Below are 19856 nucleotides of genomic sequence, written 5' to 3'. Positions count from 1 at the left end.
CATTAAAAAAAGGTAAAAAAATTCCTTTTTTCACTTTCCTTTTTCATCTGCTGGAATTATTAGATTACTAACACTTTATTTACATATATTTGATACATTTACAACATTTTTTACAATTCCAGGAAACCAAGAAAGACCACTTTTGGCTAAACTCTTATACCCCAAAAACCCCTTTGTTCTTCCTATAATAGAAAACCAAGCTCTTTACCAACATGCCGTAAAATTGCTACCTTTTCAGCTGATATGAAAGCAATAATGATTTTTTTCCAGATTATAGGTAGCTTGGGTTTGTTTCTTTTTGGAATCAAGCTCTTGAGCGAAGGACTCCAGAAATCTGCTGGAGACAAGATGAAGGCCATTCTTAGGCTTATGACGAAAAATCGGTTCATTTCAGTAATGACCGGTATTCTCATAACAATGCTCATTCAAAGCTCTTCCGCTACCACGGTCATGGTCGTAAGCTTTGTCAATGCAGGCCTTATGGATCTCATCCAGGCAATCGGAGTGATCCTGGGGGCCAATATCGGTACAACCTTCACAGGCTGGCTCGTCGCCATACTGGGGTTCAAGCTGGATATTTCCTCCCTTGCCTTGGTGGCGATTGCCTTTGCAGCACCGATGATGTTCTCCAAGAAGGCCAAGACCAGGGAAATTGCCGATATCCTGCTTGGTTTCGGTCTCTTGTTCCTTGGTTTGAGTTCAATGCAACATGCCATGCCAGATATTTCCGGTAATGTCGGGGTGCTCTCCTTCCTTGAAAAATTCAACGGCAACTCGATTTTCTTGGTATTGGCCTGCATTCTCATCGGAACGGCCATCACGGTCATCGTGCAATCATCCTCTGCTGCCATGGCAATGACCTTGACCATGGCCTTTAACGGTTGGCTTGGGGTTTCCGCCTCCGCCGCCTTGATCCTTGGGTCAAATATCGGTACCACCATTACCGCCTATTTGGCCTCAATCGGAACCAGCACAACGGCTAAAAGAGCTGCCTGGGCACATATCATGTTCAATGTAACTGGAAGTTTCTTGGCAATCCTTTTCTTCAAACCCTTGCTTCATATAGTCAATCTGCTCACCCCTGGGGATATCTTTTCCATGACTGGAACGGCCCTGGCCAAGAACTTGCCCCTGTTCCTGGCAATGTTCCATACCTTCTTCAATGTCATCAACACAGTTGTTTTCTTCCCCTTTGTTCGCCCTTATGCGAAGCTGATCGAGAAACTGGTACCTGCAAAAGTTGAATATGATGAAGGCACCTACCATTTTGCCTATATCGGAGGAACCTTTATGGACAGCCCCGAGTTGTATATGCTGACCATCCGAGATGAAATCAGGAAAATGGCGAATCTTGCCTGCAATATGCTTACCAGATACCGAAAGATGTCCAACAGCCAAGACGTGAACATCGAGACTGAGGTCCAGGCAATGAAACGGGACGAGGAATATGCTGACCAGATGCAGGAACAGCTATCCAATTTCTGCGTACACCTGCTACAGGACTCCCAGACACCTACCAATGCAACGACCTTGAACTGCTTGATCAGGGTAATGGATGAGCTTGAATCAGTAACTGACAGTTGCTTCAACCTGGCCATGCTTAGCCAGAGACGTTTCCAACATGGCTGGAAATTCGAGGAATCAACGGCAGAGGAACTTGGGCAATATGAATTGCTGGTACAAGAGTTCCTCGATTACGTCAGGGACAGGATGGACAGGACTCTCACCAAGGCCGAGATGCAAAAAGCCAATGAATTCGAGGAACAGATCAATACCTGGAGGAACCATTTAAGTGAAGTCGTCCAGGATCGTCTGACCAGTGGCAAGGCTGATGTCCGTGTCGAATTGCTGGTACTTGAAAAGATCAGGCACCTGGAACATATCGGGGACTATTGCACAAACATAGCAGAAACCTACCACCAAGCGGTAAAACATACCCCGGTCCTGCAGAAGCGTACAGCCAATCATCCGGGAGATCGACTCCTGTAAAAAGAACTTATTATCAGGCCATAGAAAAATCCTTGCAATTACTGCAAGGATTTTTCTGTATCTTTTCCCACAACTTTTTTCAGTACAGAACTGCCTGGACAGCTTCAAGTCCGCAAAGATTCTCATAGGTCTCTGCATAGGAGGCCAATATATCATCACAGCCATCAACCATAAGTCGAACGAACAATTCATCCTCGTCCAACCCAAGATTACCCGTGGTACCCAGACTGGTCCGACTCTTGATCGTCTCAAAAGGATCCATACCTTGGACGGAATCCAGATGAAGGCCGATATCCTTGTAGGAATCCCTGAAATTCCCGCCTGCAAGGACTTTCTGCAAAACCACGTCGGTAGCATATAACTCAGGCACACAGGCGGCAATCAATTTGTCTTGGTGAACTTCAAGTCCCTCAAGCATCCGTTGCATTATCTGAACCAATTGCCAGGTTGTCTTCGTACCGACCATAAGGGGTTCCTTGGTATCCTGGAAATCCCTGTTGTAGCCTGAGGGAAGACTCCTGATAATCGATTTGACACGGGTAGCACAGGAAGAGACCACCGAGGATCTGCTTCTAGCCAATTCCAGACCATCCGGGTTCTTTTTCTGGGGCATGATGGAGGAACCGGTGCACAATTGTACGGGAAGGGAAAAATAGCCAAACTCAGGAAGCGTAAAGAGAATAAGATCCTGGGCAAGCTTGCTGGCTGTCAATGCAATGTAATCACAACAATCAAGCAACATGGCTTCAAACTTTCCCCTGCTGTTATTGGCATACAACACATTGTTCTGGACCCGGGTGAATCCCATCTGGTCCGCGGTAAAGGTCCTGTCCAAAGGAAGGGGAACTCCATAGGAAGCGGCGGAACCCAAGGGACTTTGGTCAAGGGTCCAGGATAGTTGCATAAGTCTCTGGGCCTCGTCATAGAACTCCTCGGCATACGAGGCAGCCCACAGACCAACAGAGGATGGCATTGCAATTTGCATGTGTGTCCTTCCTGGCATGGGAACAAACTCATATTTTTTGGAGAAATCAAGCAAAGCTTGGGCAAACACTCCGGTTTCACGGCAAAGACGAATGGAAAATTCCCTCATCCAAAGCCGCAAGGCAGTCTGCACCTGGTCATTTCGGCTTCGACCGGTATGGATTTTTTTTCCTGTTTCCCCGAGCTTTGCGGTCAGATACCCCTCTATAGCCGTGTGGCAATCTTCATCTTGACGAGTGATGGGAAAATTGTCTTCCTGCCTGAGTACAATGATTTCCGACAAGCCCTGCTCAAGCGAAGCTAATTCATCTTCATCAAGGATTCCTATATCCATCAAACCCCTCGCATGGGCGATAGAGGCAAGACAATCGGAAATTACCAGTTCTTGGTCGAGAATATAGTCATTGCTGACGGTAAATTCTTCCATTAAGGAATCGAGTGAATAATCTTTCTGCCACAATTTGGCCATACCAATACCCCTCCAACATGATTTGAAGTCTAGTTTTTTTCCTTGCGTTCTGTCAATTGAAGCAATTGCCCTTCTTATCATCCAGAAAATGTATGAAACACCAGAAAACTTTTACGTGGGCAAGCCTCTTCCTTCTGCTTTTGACAACCAGTTGCGGCTGCGACCAGGCTCTTCCGACAATAACGGATCTCTTTGCCAAGCAGGATTGTGCACCTCCGGTACTACTCAGTTCGGATACTGTCAATCCCACTACCTTCTACTTTCAATTCGATGAAATCTTGGCCCCGGACCGTTGCAAGATCTTGGTCAATCAAGTTCCCACCACAAATTTTCTCTGTACGGGCAAAAGCCTATCCTTGTACCTAGACTCCCCCTTGGCCCTGGCTACCTATTGTACCGTAGAGGCCAGAGTCGAGGACAAACAAGGAAACAGCACTCGATTCACAGCTCCCCTTTGGGCAAAGAACACTCATCCCGCTGGTCTTTTGATCAATGAGTTCACAACCAAGGGGACAGAGAACAATCCTGACAGGGTAGAATTGTTGGTTGTCAAAAGTGGAAATCTCGCGGGACTGACTATTTCTGATGGGACAGGGCTCACCTATAACGACCGTTGCATCCTTCCTGACAAGAAGGTATGGCAAGGGGATTATATTGTAATCAATTTCCAGGCAGGCAATCAAAAGGCTGCCTATGTCTCACAAAATCTCGGAGGGTTGGGTTCCAACAATGGTTGTCTTGTCGTAACAGAAACCCCGGAATACAACAGCACTGTTCTCGACGCCGTGCTATATGGCAATCTGACCACCACCAGTTATGAGGGATTCGGATCCCAGTCGCTTAAACAGAGTGCAGACTATCTTGTATCCTGTGGACAATGGAATAGTTCCTCGGCACTGAAAAGCATCAATTCAACGCATGGTACTTCTACCAGAAGTCTTTGCCGTTACAAAGCGCAGGATACAAACAGTTCTGAGGATTGGTATGTTGCCGATACCAAGAAGGCAACCTTCGGGACAAAGAACACGGAAGAGCATTATAGTTCCTCAAATTGACTGTAAGTAAAAAAACGAACCTTGATTGATAGATACGAAACAAGGGGGTTCTCACCCCCTTATCAAGATACATTCAAAAGGAAAGTCCTAGAGGTTCTGACTTACAAAGCCGTCAAGGACAGAGAGAGAAGCTGCACCCATGCGTTGGGCAACAACCTCACCCTTCTTGAAAATTACCAAGGTCGGGATACTGGAGATGTTGAACATACTCGCAACGGAGCTGGCTTCATCCACATTCACCTTGGCAACCTTGACCTTTCCCTCGTATTTCAGAGCAAGCTGAGCAACGGCAGGTGCAATCATTTTGCAGGGACCACACCATTCCGCCCAAAAATCGACGAGTACCGGTAACTCGGATTTCAGGACTTCGTCTTCAAAATTCTCAGCCGTAATTAATATCTCACTCATTCAAATTGCTCCTTGTCTGAGTGCATGATACCCTGAGAGCGGGAAAAAAGAAAGATACAAAACCATCAAGGAAAGCTCAAAATTCCAAATCCGGATCTTCAATTTCCTCTTCAGGTTCCTCTTTTATCGCCACAGAACCTTTTGTCTGGAAATCGGGTTTGAATTCAACATGCTCGGCAACCACGACAATTCAATCGCATTCTGCTCAATCCTCACCCAACATCTTTCTTGCATCAGAAACGACCTGCTTATCAAAACCCATGTATTCCAGTAGACGGATCGCATTCCGTGTCTTTGAGGGCCCTTCCTTCAGCAAATAGTCAAAGGCAACTTCATTTCCTTCAAAATGCTCACTGAAATGATAGTTCTCATATACTCCCTCCAATATTCTGGTCAGTTCTATATCGTGTGAGGCGACAAGGCACAGACTCTCTGTCTGATGCAACGCGCGCAACACTGCAGTCGATGCAGCAATACGTTCCGGCGTATTTGTTCCACGTAAAATCTCATCGATGAAGCAGACACACCTCTGTTTCTTGCATTCATCCATAATTCTTCTAAGGGATCGAACCTCTGCCATGAAATAGCTCTCACCACTTTCAATGTCATCTCGCAAGGCCATGGATGAAATTACATACGCCCGTCCAAGTGAATATGTCCTTGCGCAACATATGAACAATGACTGGGCAAGAATGTGATTTACTGCAATCATCTTGATGAACGTTGACTTCCCGGAAGCATTCGAACCTGTCACGATGCAGTCATTTTCCAATACAACGGTATTGGGAACCGGATCACCGATCAGCGGATGGTACCCGCTCTCGATTCTGAGGCTATTCTTTTCCTCGAAATGAGGATTGCAATACCAGGGGATACTCGCGCAAAACGATGCTGAACTCACAGCCACGTCAAGCTCGCCGACAATCTCATACAACCGTTGCAGTTCAAGATTATGGATTATCATCAAATCGACTGTGCGATTATAGAGAATCAAATCCATGAGAAACACAGCCTTGAGCACGAGGAACGGAACTTCCACTTCGGCTGCAAAACGATTCATGCTCCCCGGCAGGACTCCACCCCTGCGTCTATACGGGACAAGAGATATCTCAAGGTCATCCCCGAGGTTGACACCTGCTCCTATGTCATTCAACCGACTTTTGAATGTACGGTGAATCCTTTTCGCTCCATGTACCAAGGAAGAGAAGTAACGAAGAGCCTCGAGATCACTTTCCAACGTACTTGTTTTCGTTACCGATACGAGAATATTCAAACATACGACACATATCAGAAAAGCCAGGCCAATCGGTATTGATAATGGAAGTATCGCACAGGCCACCAAGGGTAGCATGGCCAATACGCCATACAGCCAATCATGTCTCAATCGCTTGGCTACAGGATCAAACACATAGGAACCAAGTCCGTTACCTGGTTGCTTGCCGATATTCACAAGAATCCTCTGAAGGCGCAGACGAGAAGCCTCATCAGAGGAAAGCCATTCCCTGAGTATGTTGCGGAGTTCCAAGGTGCTCTCCGGTGTAGCTACATCATGCAGGATATGATACAGATATTCATCACCGACAGAGCAATGACACGTGTTGACCCTCTGATACACGGCATCCATCGAGAGGTCACTCCAGGTAGTGGAATCCAGATAGGAGGCTTCCTCGTTTGCCTGTACAGCATGGACATGATACGAGACCACCCGGTCCATCTCCTGCTTTTCATCCGGGATACGGCCGTAAGCTTCTTTCAGTACCCGTTCTGAGGCAACACGTGCTCTTTGTATCAGATACCATGCAAGTGCCACGGCAAGAATAACCCCTGCGGGTATCAAAGCAATCATGATTCGTTCATCCTTTATATGTAATCAATTTGAAAGTAGTGATGTTTAAAAGATAGGTCAAGGAATGACAGATACCCAGTCAGCTCAGTTATCCAGAATCTTCAGATTCGTTTTCCCTGAAATTCTGCAACAGTCCAGGGCAACACGACGACATCGGACCCTCCAGGAGAAAGAAAGGATGGTTTTATCCAACTCTTACATGAACAGCATAATTTTTTACTTTAGTCTTGATGCTCTGTCCAGGCATAAAAATCTCCTACTGGATTGCTCCAATAGGAGGATGTTGGTTAAAGAGAGTCCACTCTCCTAAAGAGGGGCTACAAAAAAAGAGAGCAATCATCAGATGGAGATCTCCTCATCTTCATAGTCCATCTCTCCCTCTTCCTGGAGAATTTCAGGAGTTTTCCCAGTCTTTTCCGGTTTGAATTCAACATGCTCGGCAACCACGACAATTCGTTCATGGCTTCCCCCGTCCTTGTCATTCCATCGTTCCTGGCGAAGTCTTCCCACCACCCGAACTCCACGTCCTTTCTGTAAATAGGTTAGGCACCCTTGGGCAAGATTCCCCCATACCTGGATGGTGATGAACATCACTTCCTCAACTGGTTCCTTGTTTCCGTTCTTGTAATACCTGTTCACTGCCAACGAAAATCGAGCCATGGTACGACCAGTTTCACCGATTGTAATTTTCTCGGGATCCTTGACGAGATTCCCCTCAAGCAACACCGAATTGAGATTATTCATGCATTTCCCTGCCTCGTACCACCTGGTCGTTCTGTCCAAAGGGGGTCAAGTCCCCCTATCCTTGGGCTTCGCCAAGGCGGTAACAAAGACTTAAGGAGATGAAACACTTTTTTTGCTTCAGCAACTTGGGCAAACGGTGAAAACAATTTTACATCCAGGTTCCTGTTATATTTTTCTACCTACCATTTGAATGATATTGAAATATTTCCCGGCCCCGGCTTCCATCATTGCAATATCATGTTGAGCATAGGGATTGGAGGATTGCAACCAGTCGTCCCAAGCTTGTTTGCATGAGTTCATTTCACGCTGCACGGTAATTGCAATACCAGGTTCTTTTTCCCATAACGCCCGCCACCAGGAGCAGGAATAAAAATACCATTCAGGTGTCCAGAAGGGTTGCACTTCCATTGGTAATTGCCCCTCAGGGAAATCTTGTATGAATCCAGGTACGGCAATGGATACCAGGCCACCTTTTTTCACAAAGGGCAGAAGCTTTGGCAGCATGCCCTCGTTTGTGCCGAAGTACTGATAGGAGTCCACGCTTATGATCATATCAAAGTACTCGTGTGCAAACGGGATCTCCTTGGTTGCATCAACCAAGAAAGGAAAGATTCTTGAATCAAGTCCAAGGCTTGCGAAGCGTTTTGCATTTTCGCTGGGGGAAATCCATAAATCAGCTGCAAACACGGTCACATCATATTTTTTGGCAAGCAGGATGGAAGAAATTCCCGTTCCGCAACCGAGGTCAAGGATACGCATGCCCGGAGAAATAGGAAGGAAACTCGCCATTTCTTCTGTTATGCGCATGGCATTCGGTCCCATCATGGTATCCAGAAGAAAAGCTCTGTCATAGTTGTCAGTAAAAGAGGTATTCATAGTCATGTTCCTTATGTCTGAAATGCTTAATAAGGACATACTACTTTGTGCAGCTTCCAAATGCATCCCACTTCTTGTTTCAGAAAGGAAAAAGCGCCCCAAGCGAAGTCAGGGCGCTTTGATTTCAGCCATTCTTGCTGGCGTTGATAATTTTGTATATAGCTTTTTCGGACAAGAAATATTGTTCAGCCAAGTCACTGACAGAACACCCCGCCAGACGTTTGGTCAGGATTTCCCTGTTCCTTGCCCTGACAATTTCTTTTGTATCTGTATTTGCACCCCACTGTAATTTACTGTCTGCCTTACGTGGAATATACATATACTCGCCGTCTATATACTGTTGAACCGCACTCAATAGATTATGCGGCAATACATCGTTTGCTTTTTTATAGCTCATTATGCTCCCCCCTACGTTTGTGTCAGGATTGAGCAAGAGCCATTGCCTAAAAATTATTATATATGCAATAGCCCTTGCTATGCATAACAAACCGAATCCAATGTACTGAACATCCAATCTCCTCATTCAAAGTCAGTTCTTAATGAGGCATACACCTCATTGCTGAATGATAAGCTAGCTAAAGATTCCGGTCAATATGATATATACCCTGAAAGGATGACAGATACATACTCGACGACCAGCATAATCCATTTTTACCGTTCAGAGAGCTCTCCCTCATTGTCCTTGAAAGCCATCGCTATCTCATGGAATCGGTCGGCAATTCGCAAAAAAGTGCGGGCAATATCAGGATCAAAATGAGAACCCACTCCCTGGGTAATTATCGTTACGGCTTCTTCGTGGCTGAAAGCTTTTTTATATACCCGTTCACTAATAAGCGCATCATATACATCGGGAATGGCCATAAGTCTTCCTGCCAAGGGGATCTCATCGCCTGACAACCCGCGAGGATATCCTGAGCCGTCCCACTTTTCATGATGAGACCAAGCTAGATCGCACGCAACCGAAAGAAAGGTATTCTGCGAACCAAGCGCCTGTTCAGCCTTGAGTATGGCGTTATGGCCGATGGTTGTATGAGTTTTCATTAGTGTGAATTCTTCATCAGTGAGCTTTGATGGTTTATTCAGTATTCTGTCCGGTATCCCAACTTTACCGATGTCATGAAGCGGAGCGGATTTATAGAAGAGCTCAATCGTCTCGTCCGTCAGGAGCCCGGAAAAACGTGGATGATTGGTCAGATTTTGCGCAAGTACACGGATATAGTTCTGCGTACGCCGAATATGGTTGCCGGTCTCATTATCCCGGGTTTCCGCAAGGGATCCCAGAGCCATCATCATTACATCCTGTATCATTCCAATCTCTTGAGTTCGCCGGACAATCTCCATTTCAAGATATTCGTTCTTGTTTTTGATTAAATCCCTAAGCTTCTTGAGCCGAAGATGGGTATGTATCCGCGCGAGTACGATAGGCGGGCTTGGAGGCTTGGATATATAGTCTTCCGCACCCAGGTCAAGACCCAGTTTTTCGTTGAAAGGCCAGTTTTTGCTGTCAGGAAAATAACCGGGATCTCTGCGCTTTTCTGATGTTGGCTAAGTTGGCGAAGAGTCTCGTAACCGTCCATACCAGGCATCATGATATCGAGCAGAATCAAGTCAGGAGGGTTTTCCCCCTGGGCTATCTTCAGTGCCGCCTCACCGTTTGTGACAGCCTTGACTTGAAATTCTTTCTTGAGTATTTCGTCAAGTACAAGGATATCCTCGGGAACATCATCAACGATCAGTATAGTCTCCCGATTTCCGTTCATAGTAGGCTCCTTTTATCATCTTTGAAGAACTCTGCGATTTTAAAAAATTTGTCGGAAATTTCCAGAAAAGCATGCACGATGTCAGGGTCAAAAGATGTCCCTGATCCTTGCTTTATAATGTCGACCGTTTCCTCATGGGTGAAAGCCCGTTTATACACCCTTTCGCTCATAAGTGCATCATACACGTCAACAATGGCCATAAGCCTTCCTGATAGAGGAATCATTTCCCCACAAAGACCTTGAGGGTACCCAGAACCGTCCCACCTCTCATGATGAGACCAAGCGATGTCCCGGGCCAATGCAAGAAAGGAAGAATGAGCCGAAGAATCCAGATACTTCTCCGCGGAAAGGATTGCGTCCCGGCCAATTGTGGTATGAGTTTTCATCACATTGAATTCGTCAGTGTTCAGTTTCCCCGGTTTTTGCAGGATAAAATCAGGGATTCCTACCTTTCCGATATCGTGCAACGGTGCTGACTTGCATAGCCTATCAATCATATCCTCAGTCAGGAGTTCCTTGAAACGTGGATGGAAACGTAATCGTTCGGATAGAATCCTGATGTATTTTTGCGTACGCCTGAGGTGATTGCCCGTTTCGTTATCCCGCATTTCCGCCAGAGATCCCATCGCAATCATGGTTATGTCCTGAATGACTTTGATTTCCTGTGTCCGTCGTGTTATTTCCGCCTCAAGATATTCATTTTTGTCCTTGAGAAAATCCCGCACTTCTTTCAGTTTGAGATGAGTCTTTATCCGAGCTCTCAAAATTGCCGGATTGGGAGGCTTTATAATATAATCTTCAGCACCAAGTGCCAGACCTTTTTCTTCGTCGGCATCCCCCGTCTTCGCGGTCAAGAAAATAATCGGTATTTCTGCCGTTTTAGGATTGGACTTGAGCAGGCGACACGTTTCATAACCATCAAGGCCAGGCATCATGATATCGAGTAAAATCAAGTCGGGAACATCCTTACCCGATGCCACTTCAAGGGCCTTCTCTCCCGTTATAGCTATCTTTACGCGATACAAATTTTTTAGCAACGAGCTCAGCAAAACAATACTATCTGGCGAGTCGTCAACGAGGAGGATTGTGACTTTATTTTTATTATTGCTTTCCATATACTCTCCTTTGGCAATCTCATTTGGATTGACGCTCAGAAAGAATTTTCAAATCTCAAGGGCAGATGCAAAATCGAAGTTACGGAGCGCTATAACAAGTAGCTCTACTTGTTTTCTTTCGCATCCCGCGTATAAATCCGCAAGAACCGACCCCAGATAATCCAGAGCCTCACTGTCACTCTCATTTGCATAATAGGTAAGCGCTTCCAAAATTTCCGCAAGCGACCGGTTTGCGGTATTTTGTTTCGGGCTAACCGTATTGCCCTGTATTGTTGTCTCAATTCCAATCTCGATGTTTTGTATCGTTTCAGTGACAATGGATTCAAGTTCTTTTTGCTTTTCATCGATCTCTGCATCTGATACTCCGGCATTGATTGCATGTTCCAATTCCCCGGCAGCAGATTGAAGCTCTGATGCATCGATATTTCCGGCAACCCCTTTCAACGTATGCGCCAATCGCTCGGCAAGATGCCGGTCCTTGTTCATAAGCGCGGCATGAATTTTGAGGGGAGTTTCCCGTTGTCCTGTCATAAATCTTTTAAGCAGGTCCAGATAGAGATACTTGTTTCCCATGACCCGCTTAAGGCTTGCATCAACGTCAAGACCATGAATCTTCGGCAACGTGAGCGGTGAGGAAGATTCACCTGAGATAAATGAAGAGGAAATCACATTCATACCGGCTGTATAATATTTGCCAATTACGGCAAAGAGCGTCTTGGGATCAATCGGCTTTGTAATATAATCATTCATGCCCGCCTCAAGGCAGTGAGCCCTATCCTCTTTCATGGCATTGGCTGTCATGGCTATTATTGGAAGGTTTGCATAAGGGGGAAGCTGGCGAATCTCCCGGGTTGCCGCCAAACCATCCATTACTGGCATCTGCACGTCCATCAGAATGATGTCAAATGCAGACTGTTGTACTTTCGCGATAGCTTCCTTGCCATCGGAAGCAACGCTTACCACGCACCCCGCTTCCCTGAGTATTTCCATGGCTACGAGTTGATTTTCTTCATTATCTTCTACAAGCAGGATACTCGCACCCCCAATTCCCAAGCTGGCTTCGCTAAGAGGCGACATTTGTCCTATTTCAGGGCTCGGTTCTTTCCCCTGTTTTCGAAGCAAATGCATCGCTGTATCAAAAAGGAGTGAAGCCCCCACCGGTTTGATAAGCACGTTCTCAATTCCCTCTTCCTCCGCCTCGCGTATGACTTCCTCCCGCCCATACGCCGTGATGATAACTAGGTGCGGTGCGGGATCGAGGCCCATTTCCTTGATGTGCCTTGCAGTTTCTATTCCGTCCATCACAGGCATTTGCCAATCAAGGAAAACAAGGTCAAAATACTCTTTTTTACGCTTCGCATTTGCAATTTCCTCAAGAGCTGCGGGCTCCGGAGGACACTGGAGTCACTCGAAACGTCATACTCTCCAGCATATCCGTTATGACTGCCCGAGCATGTTCATTGTCGTCTACGACCAGAACCCGCAGGCCCCGAAGATCAGGAACGGGTACATAACTTCTTTGTTTCTCGTTGCTTTTACCGAGCAAGGCAGTAAACCAGAATGTCGAGCCCTGACCAAAAACACTCTCGACACCAACATCGCCACCCATCATTTCCGACAATTTTTTAGAGATTGCCAACCCAAGTCCCGTTCCTCCGTACCGCCGGGTCACGGAATTGTCAGCCTGTTGAAAACTGTGAAAAAGTTGGCGTTTGTGATCTTCGGAAATTCCGACACCCGTGTCCCTGACTTCGAAATACAGCAGTACATCACTCTCCGTATTGTTCTTGACGTGTATATGAATGCTGATTTCCCCTTTCTCTGTGAACTTAACCGCATTGTTTGCATAATTGATAAGCACTTGTCCCAATCGTAGGGGATCACCGAGAAGATGATTCGGAACGTCAGAGTCCATGACGAATATCAGTTCAAGGCCCTTGGCACTGGCTTTCTCGGCTGTGAGGTTTGCGACATTATCCAACACCTTCTCCAGCTCGAAGGGGATGCATTCCAAGGACATTTTTCCGGCCTCAATTTTAGAGAAATCCAGTATATCGTTGATTATGCCCATAAGATGCTGGCTGGAAATCTGTATTCGCTTCAGATAGTCCCGCTGACTAGGTGTAAGGTTGGTCTTAAGCGCAAGATAGGTCAGACCGATTATCGCATTCATGGGAGTGCGAATCTCATGGCTCATGTTTGATAAAAACTCACTTTTGGCGTTGGAGTTCGCTATCGCGATTCCCCTTGTTTTTTCAAGCTGCTTCAGAATCTTTTTCTGATTCATCAACAGAATAAAGGTCAGTGTCGCGGCGCCCAGTGCAATAAGGGAAAAAAGGAGCATCGCATCCTTGAGTTTTTCGATTTCATTCTTTTGCTTTTCAAGTACCGTAAGCGTAGCATTATTTATCCGTAAGATATAATCCCGTAGCTCTGAATAAATATACTCAATCTCGTTTTTGACAAGAATCGCGTCAGTTGTGCCCAAGGATGTATTTTCTGAGATCATCCGGTCAAGATCTTCGCTTAAGAAGCTAATCTCATCCAATATAGTTGTGAGATTGTAGGGTGGTTTTCCGCTGAAGTCCAACTTAATGAGGCCAAGAGTGACTTTAATCTTGCTGTTCGTGAAACCAAGATTTCCCCAGTCAATTTTCTGATTGTTGGCAACGATCGCATCGAGATTCAGTGAAAGCTCGGAAATAAGAGGCATGATATTTGCAACGTTCCTTACCTGATCTACCGATTCGACCGGCAAATCGGTTCCAAGCTTTCCCAAATTGGAATACATATATATCCCAACGGAAAAGACAATGACCGATAGGGAAATTATCAGGATTGAGATAGTTGACAGTATCTTGAATTGCAGTCGTTCATTCAATTTTGCACGGCCTCCCCTCCACACGGTCAGGAAGCCAGCAGGATGCATTTTCCAGGGTAATGATTTTTTGCAATTCGATAGCGTTTGCGTTTAACACTGTCTGGATATCTTTCCCGTCCAGGACAATTTCCGAAAAGGTAAGCATATAATAATTATTGAAATCGCCTCCACTCTCGCCTAATCCAATCGGGAGAAGAGTAAGGACTGAATTTTGCGAATTGACTTGCTTCTCTATGGCCGTATTCAAGTCCCTGCAACTTTTTGGAATTCCATTGTCGGACAAGGAATTCAAGACAGGAAAAAAACCAGTTTCAGATAAAACCCGGTTTTTGAATCACCTCTTGGGTCAGGTAGTCTATGAGCAAGGAAGGATCCTGAATATCAGCTGTTTTTTTGGGAATTGCGAGCCCTGAGATTACGGGCATATACCCCCGTCCCTTAGGTCCGACAGGGGCAGGAAAAGCAACAAAATCATCTGGCATATTCTCGAATACCTTTACCAAACGTGCCGTATGATCCCAGGCAATCCAAACATCTCCCGCGAGGAGGGGATCGGCCATCGTCGAATACACCAGCGAGCTGGGCGCCACAACGCTCCAAAGATCCTTGAAATATTCCCACATCCTTTTCGCATCTTCCCCGCGGAATTTTACAAGCGTGCTTGCCGTAAAGGACGGATAGAGATACCCTTGGAAAAACCGATGCATCAAGCCTTTGGCACCAGATGGAAAGCCCAGCGCCTTCATCCCCGTCTTTTCAAAAATATTTTTCGACCAGAGTGCAAGCTGTTCGTAAGAAAGCTCATCAAGGTTAGCTCCCAAAGGAAGATAAGCGAGTGCTTTTTTATTCGCGACCATCACGAAAGACGCTTGCATCCAGGGAATATAAAACATATCTTTCCCGTTCATACGGGTCAATTTCAACAGGTTTTCGGAAAAGCTTCTTTCTACTAATTTCTCATATATTGAATCGACTGGCTGTAGCGCATCTTTTTCGGACAAGGTCAGGAGGTCTCCATGCAGCGCGCCTACAAGGATAGATGCCGAGGGGTCCTTTTCTAGAACTGAATCAATTTGCACTGAAAGGAAACTGCTGTCATTCGGCCTGAAATCGACAATGCCGGGAAAGTCCTTTAATATAACCTTTCGCATTTTCCCGGCTTCTTCAACAGGATTCATCTGTGTAGAAAGAAAGGTAATGGGAGAAGTGGTTTTTCCCTGAAACACAAAGGCTTTTTCCAGCTGGACTTCTTTTTCTTCCGAACCATTCACTTTCGCACAGGATGTAATAACGGTTAGCGCAATACATACTGACAATGATAAAAATACCCATACATATCTTTTTGTACACATATAAATACGCCTCCAATTATAAAGTCAGGAGGAAAACGAGAAGCAACAAGCATTACTGCGCTTCCATTCTTGCTATTTAGACTATAGCGCAGGTATGGTTGCAAATCAAAACAAATCCATAGTTTTATATGGTAAATAATTATTTAGTGCAATCCAATTTTTGGGATACACACTGATGAAGCTGAACTGCATCAGCAAAAAATCTGTATGCTTAATTACAGGTTCTTATAATTAATTATTTGTGATATGAATCATCCTATGGCAATTTCTGTATTCAGAGGGGGTGATATCTTTCCTGAGTTTGAATTGATGAATGAAATTCCGGTATGAGGAGAATCCAGAGCCTTCGGCAATATTGGAAATTGTCTCATCGCTGTCAATCAAGGCAACAAGGGAATGTTCGATTCTTTTGTCGATGATATATTCAATAAGGGATCGTTTCATCAATGACTTGAAATGCCTGTTCAAATAGTCTGGATTATAGCATAAGGTATCAGCCAAACTTTTCACCGAGAATTCAGGATCCGTACGATACTCATACACCAATTGAATGATTTTATTCACAAGACTCTTGTTAGCCTCATTCTTTTGGGAGTTGTTGATTTATATCGATTACCATCTCATTAAGTGAAATGAGCATGAGCTTCACCGTAGCTTGGTATTTCTCCTCTGTAAAAGATCTGTTTTCCTGTTCATAGAGAAGTTCATGGAATGTTTCACGGAATTACGTTGGTATTTAGCATATCCATGTATCGAGGCAGCCAATAAGGCATCATTCAATCGAGATCTTGCTATTTCCTTATTATTAATGATAATCAGCGCTTCTTTTTCTGATAAGAACTGAGGTTTTTCCTTTGTTTTGAAATGTATCCAATAATAACGGGCCTTTTCTTGGATCCGTTCGATTCCCCAATGGTCCCCTGCCTTCTGAAAGCAGGCAAAAGGATGATGGTTTGATAGTAAAAACTTCCGACTCTTCTTGAATTTCAACTTTTCCCTGATGTCCAAGAATGAATACGGAGGTATTGATATTGCGTCTTCTATGTATCCATCCTGGACTCAGGATGGCAATGCCACAATTCGCCGCTCGAAGTTCCGATAAATTTGGCAAAAAAACAAATTCCATTTTGAACTCCAAAAAGGTAGGATTATTGCATATAATAACACAATTATATCTCTTTCTGTTTATAATTTGTAGTGCTTAAATTAATTAGCATCCAAAAGGAGGATCATGTGAAAAACAAAGTTTTTGTATTCATCAGTATTTTTTTTCTTATAGGTACTGGATTTTGTTTTGCGAACGGACAGAAGGCCGATTCTGTCGACCAGGTCAAATTGACGTACATTTATTGGGGCAGTCCGGCTGAAGACGCTGCGGTCAAGCAAGCGTTGGCCGACTTCCAGGTAGCCAATCCAAACATCAAGGTGGAGCCCATGTATCTGCCCGGCGATTTGGATGGATCAACCTACAATGCAAAAATGAAAGCATTGGCAGCATCCAACACCCTACCTGACGTGGGTTATTTCCGAGCAGAGGAGTTTGGAAACTATGCTGAAAAAGGATTTTTCCTTAAACTGGACGATCTGATGGCCCGTGACGGCATGCAAGATTCATACTTACCCCAGACTTGGTTGAAGATCAAGGGCAATACGTATGGAGCCTATACTGCAGCTGAATGTCAGGTCATGTGGTACAATAAAAAAGTCTTGCAAGATGCAGGAGTTCCCGTCCCCCCAACTGATTATAAGAAGGCTTGGACCTGGGACCAATTTGTATCGTACCTGAAAATGATTACTGTTGACAGCAAGGGAAAACATCCTGGTGATTCAGGATTCAATGAAAAGGATGTCGCACGATATGGGGTTTATTATGACCTGTGGTCATCAATGTATTATCCAAGTGTGTGGAGTAATGGAGGGGATATAATTGATACTGATGGTAAAACCGTACATGTCGACAAGCCAGAGACTATTGAAGCCTTCCAGAACTTGGCGGATTTGATGAACGTACACCATGTAATGCCCCATATAACGGGAGGAACCAATATTTCCCCGTCTACGATGCTTGCCAATGGGCAATTGGGCTTTTACGTCACTGGTCAATGGACCTTATTGGAATTAGGGGCTATGAAGGATTTGGATTTTGGCGTCGCAGCCCTTCCAATAATGAAAAAACCAGCTCAGCTCTATGTCAGTGGTGTTAATGTTGTATTTAATTCTTCCAAGCATCCGGAAGAGGCCTGGACCTTGCAGAAATGGATGATGGATCCTGCAAAGACACTTGACCTGTATACTTCTGGTCTTTGGATGCCTACAAAACAATCCTATTACACCGATGAAAAAGATCTGGCCAAATGGTTGGACAATGATGTCCATCCAAAGGGTTTCAAAGAAGCAGTTGTTGATTCAATGGCAATTTCGGTCAATGACCCCATTAAAATCAAGAACATCAATCAAATATGGGGAGATTATCTGAATCCCGCCATTGAAAGTATTTGGATAGGTGATAAGACTGCAAAGCAAGCATTGACAGAAGCTGCTGGAAAAATCAGGAATTCCGGGTTGCTTCAAGGTAGTTATTAAGTATTGTGGTGCTGCCCCATAAAAGGAGCAGCACCAGTTTCAGATGGAGGTTTCTGATGTCTCTTTCCAAGAAAGGATTAAATGCAAAAAGACAAACCCTTTGGGGCTGGATACTTATATCACCCCTTTGTCTTGGACTGACCCTTTGGGTAGCTTTTCCAATGGGGCTTAGTTTTTTTACGAGTCTGACAAAATGGGATATGCTGAGCAAGGCTCAATTCGTAGGTTTTCATAATTACATTAAAATCTTCACAGAAGATGAATTATTTTTAAAATCCATTCGAAACACTTTGTATTTTACGTTTCTCAGTGTTCCCCTTCAAATGATTATTGCATTGGGAGGTGCTCTCTTACTGAATTCACAGGTAAAAGGAAAAGGTGTTTTCCGCACTATATTTTATTTGCCGTCTCTCATCCCCATTGTGGTGTCATCTGTAATGTGGCTTTGGTTGTTCAACTATCAATATGGATTGATTAATTATTTTTTAAATTTCCTGGGAGTTAGCCGGGTCAAATGGATTGACAGTACCCAAATGGTAATTCCGAGTCTAACCATCATGAATATATGGAACATTGGAAATGTGATTGTCATTTTTCTTGCAGGATTGCAAGGAATCCCCAATGACCTGATGGAAGCAGTGGATATTGATGGCGGACGATATTGGCATAAATTTCGCTATGTAATTCTACCGCTTCTCAGCCCGATCATTCTCTATAACATGATCATCAATATTATCAAGTGTCTGCAACTTTTTGTGGAACCCTATATCATGACCAATGGAGGACCTGTCAATTCCTCTTTAAGCTTCGTCTTGCACATATATAATAATGCATTTAAATACGGAAAAATGGGAACAGCGAATGCCATGTCCTGGGTCTTGTTCCTCCTGACTATGGTTATCTCCCTGATCATCTTCAAGACATCCAGCCTATGGACTTTCTATGAGGGAGACAAACAATGAGGACGAGAAGAGCTGGTGCAACTATTTGCATTTACGTATTGTTGGCCATGGGAGCAATCATTTGTCTCATTCCCTTGTTGTGGCTTATCCGAAGTTCCCTTATGTCAACCGAGGATATGTTCAAATTGCCGTTGATCCTCTTTCCCAAGAAACTCAGGCTACAGAATTATGCAGATGTATTTACTATGGTTCCCTTTGCCAGGTTCTATGCAAATACGATATTCGTGGTAGCTATCAATATTATCGGGGCATTGATTTCAAATCTCATGATTGCATATGGTCTTGCCAGAATAGAATTCAAGGGAAGGAAACTGATGTTCTCGCTGAGTATCGGAACTCTTATGCTTCCCGCCAATGTTCAGCTGATACCTTTATTTCTTGAATGGAATTGGTTTGGCCAGATCAATACGTTTCTTCCTCTCACCGTACCTGCCTTTTTTGGAAATGCCTTCTTTATATTTATGCTTTACCAGTTTCTCAGAACCATACCAAGAGATTTTGATGAAGCTGCCTTTATAGATGGTGCAAGTTATCCAGTCATCATTGCAAAAATCATTTTTCCTTTGATGAAATCCGCAATGGTAGTTGTAGCCATATTCCAATTTACGTTCACCTGGAATGATTTCATGAGCCCCTTGCTGTTCTTGAATGATATGAATAAGTATACCCTTGCAGTAGGTCTCAGGGCATTCATTTCAACCTTTTATACCCCCTGGGGTGTACTCATGGCGGCTGCAACGCTTACGATCTTACCTTTGATTGTGTTATTTTTTATTGCACAAAGATACTTTATATCCGGTTTAACAATCGGCGGAATAAAAGGATAATAGAT

Annotated in this window: 20 protein-coding genes; 5 read left to right on the top strand and 15 right to left on the bottom strand. The window is 44.5% G+C overall.

The window, feature by feature from the left end; genetic code table 11:
- Window positions 1-243 precede the first annotated feature (243 nt).
- Window positions 244-1989 carry a Na/Pi cotransporter family protein gene (locus ACHZBG_RS02485; RefSeq protein ID WP_320127859.1) on the top strand — a complete coding sequence of 582 codons (1746 nt, stop codon included), beginning with the start codon at window positions 244-246 and terminating at the stop codon, window positions 1987-1989.
- Window positions 1990-2068: 79 nt separating this feature from the next.
- Here the strand turns inward: ACHZBG_RS02485 and argH are convergent, their stop codons facing one another.
- Window positions 2069-3442, bottom strand: coding sequence for an argininosuccinate lyase (gene argH / locus ACHZBG_RS02480; RefSeq protein WP_320127858.1), 1374 nt, complete (start codon window positions 3440-3442; stop codon window positions 2069-2071).
- Window positions 3443-3534: 92 nt separating this feature from the next.
- Between argH and ACHZBG_RS02475 the strand changes: the two genes are divergently transcribed.
- Window positions 3535-4497, top strand: a complete 963-nt coding sequence (locus ACHZBG_RS02475; protein WP_320127857.1) for a hypothetical protein — start codon at window positions 3535-3537, stop codon at window positions 4495-4497.
- Window positions 4498-4584: 87 nt separating this feature from the next.
- On the opposite strand, the gene trxA is transcribed toward ACHZBG_RS02475, so the two are convergent.
- The 14 genes from trxA to ACHZBG_RS02405 form a co-directional block, all read right to left on the bottom strand.
- Window positions 4585-4905, bottom strand: a complete 321-nt coding sequence (gene trxA, locus ACHZBG_RS02470) for a thioredoxin (RefSeq protein ID WP_320127856.1) — start codon at window positions 4903-4905, stop codon at window positions 4585-4587.
- Between the two features lie 205 nt (window positions 4906-5110).
- Window positions 5111-6751: a hypothetical protein gene (locus ACHZBG_RS02465; protein WP_320127855.1), complete on the bottom strand. Its 1641-nt coding sequence runs from the start codon at window positions 6749-6751 to the stop codon at window positions 5111-5113.
- Window positions 6752-7090: 339 nt separating this feature from the next.
- Complete coding sequence (locus tag ACHZBG_RS02460) at window positions 7091-7534, bottom strand: single-stranded DNA-binding protein (protein ID WP_320127854.1); 444 nt, start codon at window positions 7532-7534, stop codon at window positions 7091-7093.
- A 126-nt stretch (window positions 7535-7660) separates the two neighbouring features.
- On the bottom strand, window positions 7661-8371 hold the full coding sequence (locus ACHZBG_RS02455; protein WP_320127853.1) for a methyltransferase domain-containing protein: 711 nt from the start codon (window positions 8369-8371) through the stop codon (window positions 7661-7663).
- Between the two features lie 124 nt (window positions 8372-8495).
- Window positions 8496-8768 (bottom strand): CD3324 family protein, encoded by a 273-nt coding sequence (locus tag ACHZBG_RS02450; RefSeq protein ID WP_320127852.1) that lies wholly within the window; start codon window positions 8766-8768, stop codon window positions 8496-8498.
- 254 nt (window positions 8769-9022) lie between these two features.
- A complete protein-coding gene (locus ACHZBG_RS02445; RefSeq protein WP_320127851.1) occupies window positions 9023-9679 on the bottom strand; it encodes an HD domain-containing phosphohydrolase in 657 nt (218 codons plus the stop codon).
- A gap of 59 nt (window positions 9680-9738) precedes the next feature.
- Window positions 9739-10131 (bottom strand): response regulator, encoded by a 393-nt coding sequence (locus ACHZBG_RS02440; protein ID WP_320127850.1) that lies wholly within the window; start codon window positions 10129-10131, stop codon window positions 9739-9741.
- On the bottom strand, window positions 10128-11246 hold the full coding sequence (locus ACHZBG_RS02435) for a two-component system response regulator (RefSeq protein WP_320127849.1): 1119 nt from the start codon (window positions 11244-11246) through the stop codon (window positions 10128-10130). Before ACHZBG_RS02435 ends, ACHZBG_RS02440 begins: the two co-directional genes overlap by 4 nt.
- A 48-nt stretch (window positions 11247-11294) precedes the next feature.
- Window positions 11295-12614, bottom strand: coding sequence for a response regulator (locus tag ACHZBG_RS02430; RefSeq protein ID WP_320127916.1), 1320 nt, complete (start codon window positions 12612-12614; stop codon window positions 11295-11297).
- A gap of 4 nt (window positions 12615-12618) precedes the next feature.
- Window positions 12619-14127, bottom strand: a complete 1509-nt coding sequence (locus ACHZBG_RS02425) for an ATP-binding protein (RefSeq protein WP_320127848.1) — start codon at window positions 14125-14127, stop codon at window positions 12619-12621.
- Entirely contained in the window at window positions 14120-14374 is a 255-nt protein-coding gene (locus ACHZBG_RS02420; protein ID WP_320127847.1) for a hypothetical protein, read from the bottom strand. The genes ACHZBG_RS02425 and ACHZBG_RS02420 overlap by 8 nt, the downstream gene beginning before the upstream one ends.
- 64 nt (window positions 14375-14438) lie before the next feature.
- Window positions 14439-15479, bottom strand: a complete 1041-nt coding sequence (locus ACHZBG_RS02415) for an extracellular solute-binding protein (RefSeq protein ID WP_320127846.1) — start codon at window positions 15477-15479, stop codon at window positions 14439-14441.
- A gap of 231 nt (window positions 15480-15710) precedes the next feature.
- A complete protein-coding gene (locus ACHZBG_RS02410; RefSeq protein WP_320127845.1) occupies window positions 15711-16043 on the bottom strand; it encodes a helix-turn-helix transcriptional regulator in 333 nt (110 codons plus the stop codon).
- Window positions 16044-16284: 241 nt separating this feature from the next.
- Window positions 16285-16605 (bottom strand): hypothetical protein, encoded by a 321-nt coding sequence (locus ACHZBG_RS02405; RefSeq protein ID WP_320127844.1) that lies wholly within the window; start codon window positions 16603-16605, stop codon window positions 16285-16287.
- A gap of 107 nt (window positions 16606-16712) precedes the next feature.
- Here ACHZBG_RS02405 and ACHZBG_RS02400 point away from each other — a divergent pair, with 107 nt between their 5' ends.
- Genes ACHZBG_RS02400 through ACHZBG_RS02390 form a run of 3 tightly spaced genes read left to right on the top strand, consistent with a single transcriptional unit; the run spans window position 16713 to window position 19851 of the window.
- Window positions 16713-18062 (top strand): sugar ABC transporter substrate-binding protein, encoded by a 1350-nt coding sequence (locus ACHZBG_RS02400; protein ID WP_320127843.1) that lies wholly within the window; start codon window positions 16713-16715, stop codon window positions 18060-18062.
- 56 nt (window positions 18063-18118) lie between these two features.
- Window positions 18119-19024: a sugar ABC transporter permease gene (locus ACHZBG_RS02395; RefSeq protein WP_320127842.1), complete on the top strand. Its 906-nt coding sequence runs from the start codon at window positions 18119-18121 to the stop codon at window positions 19022-19024.
- Window positions 19021-19851, top strand: a complete 831-nt coding sequence (locus ACHZBG_RS02390; RefSeq protein ID WP_320127841.1) for a carbohydrate ABC transporter permease — start codon at window positions 19021-19023, stop codon at window positions 19849-19851. Before ACHZBG_RS02395 ends, ACHZBG_RS02390 begins: the two co-directional genes overlap by 4 nt.
- The last annotated feature ends 5 nt before the right edge of the window (window positions 19852-19856 follow it).

Source organism: uncultured Sphaerochaeta sp., assembly GCF_963676625.2.
Classification (GTDB): domain Bacteria; phylum Spirochaetota; class Spirochaetia; order Sphaerochaetales; family Sphaerochaetaceae; genus Sphaerochaeta.
The sequence above is the reverse complement of the archived record's forward strand: the minus strand, read 5'-3'. Positions and strand labels throughout refer to the sequence as shown.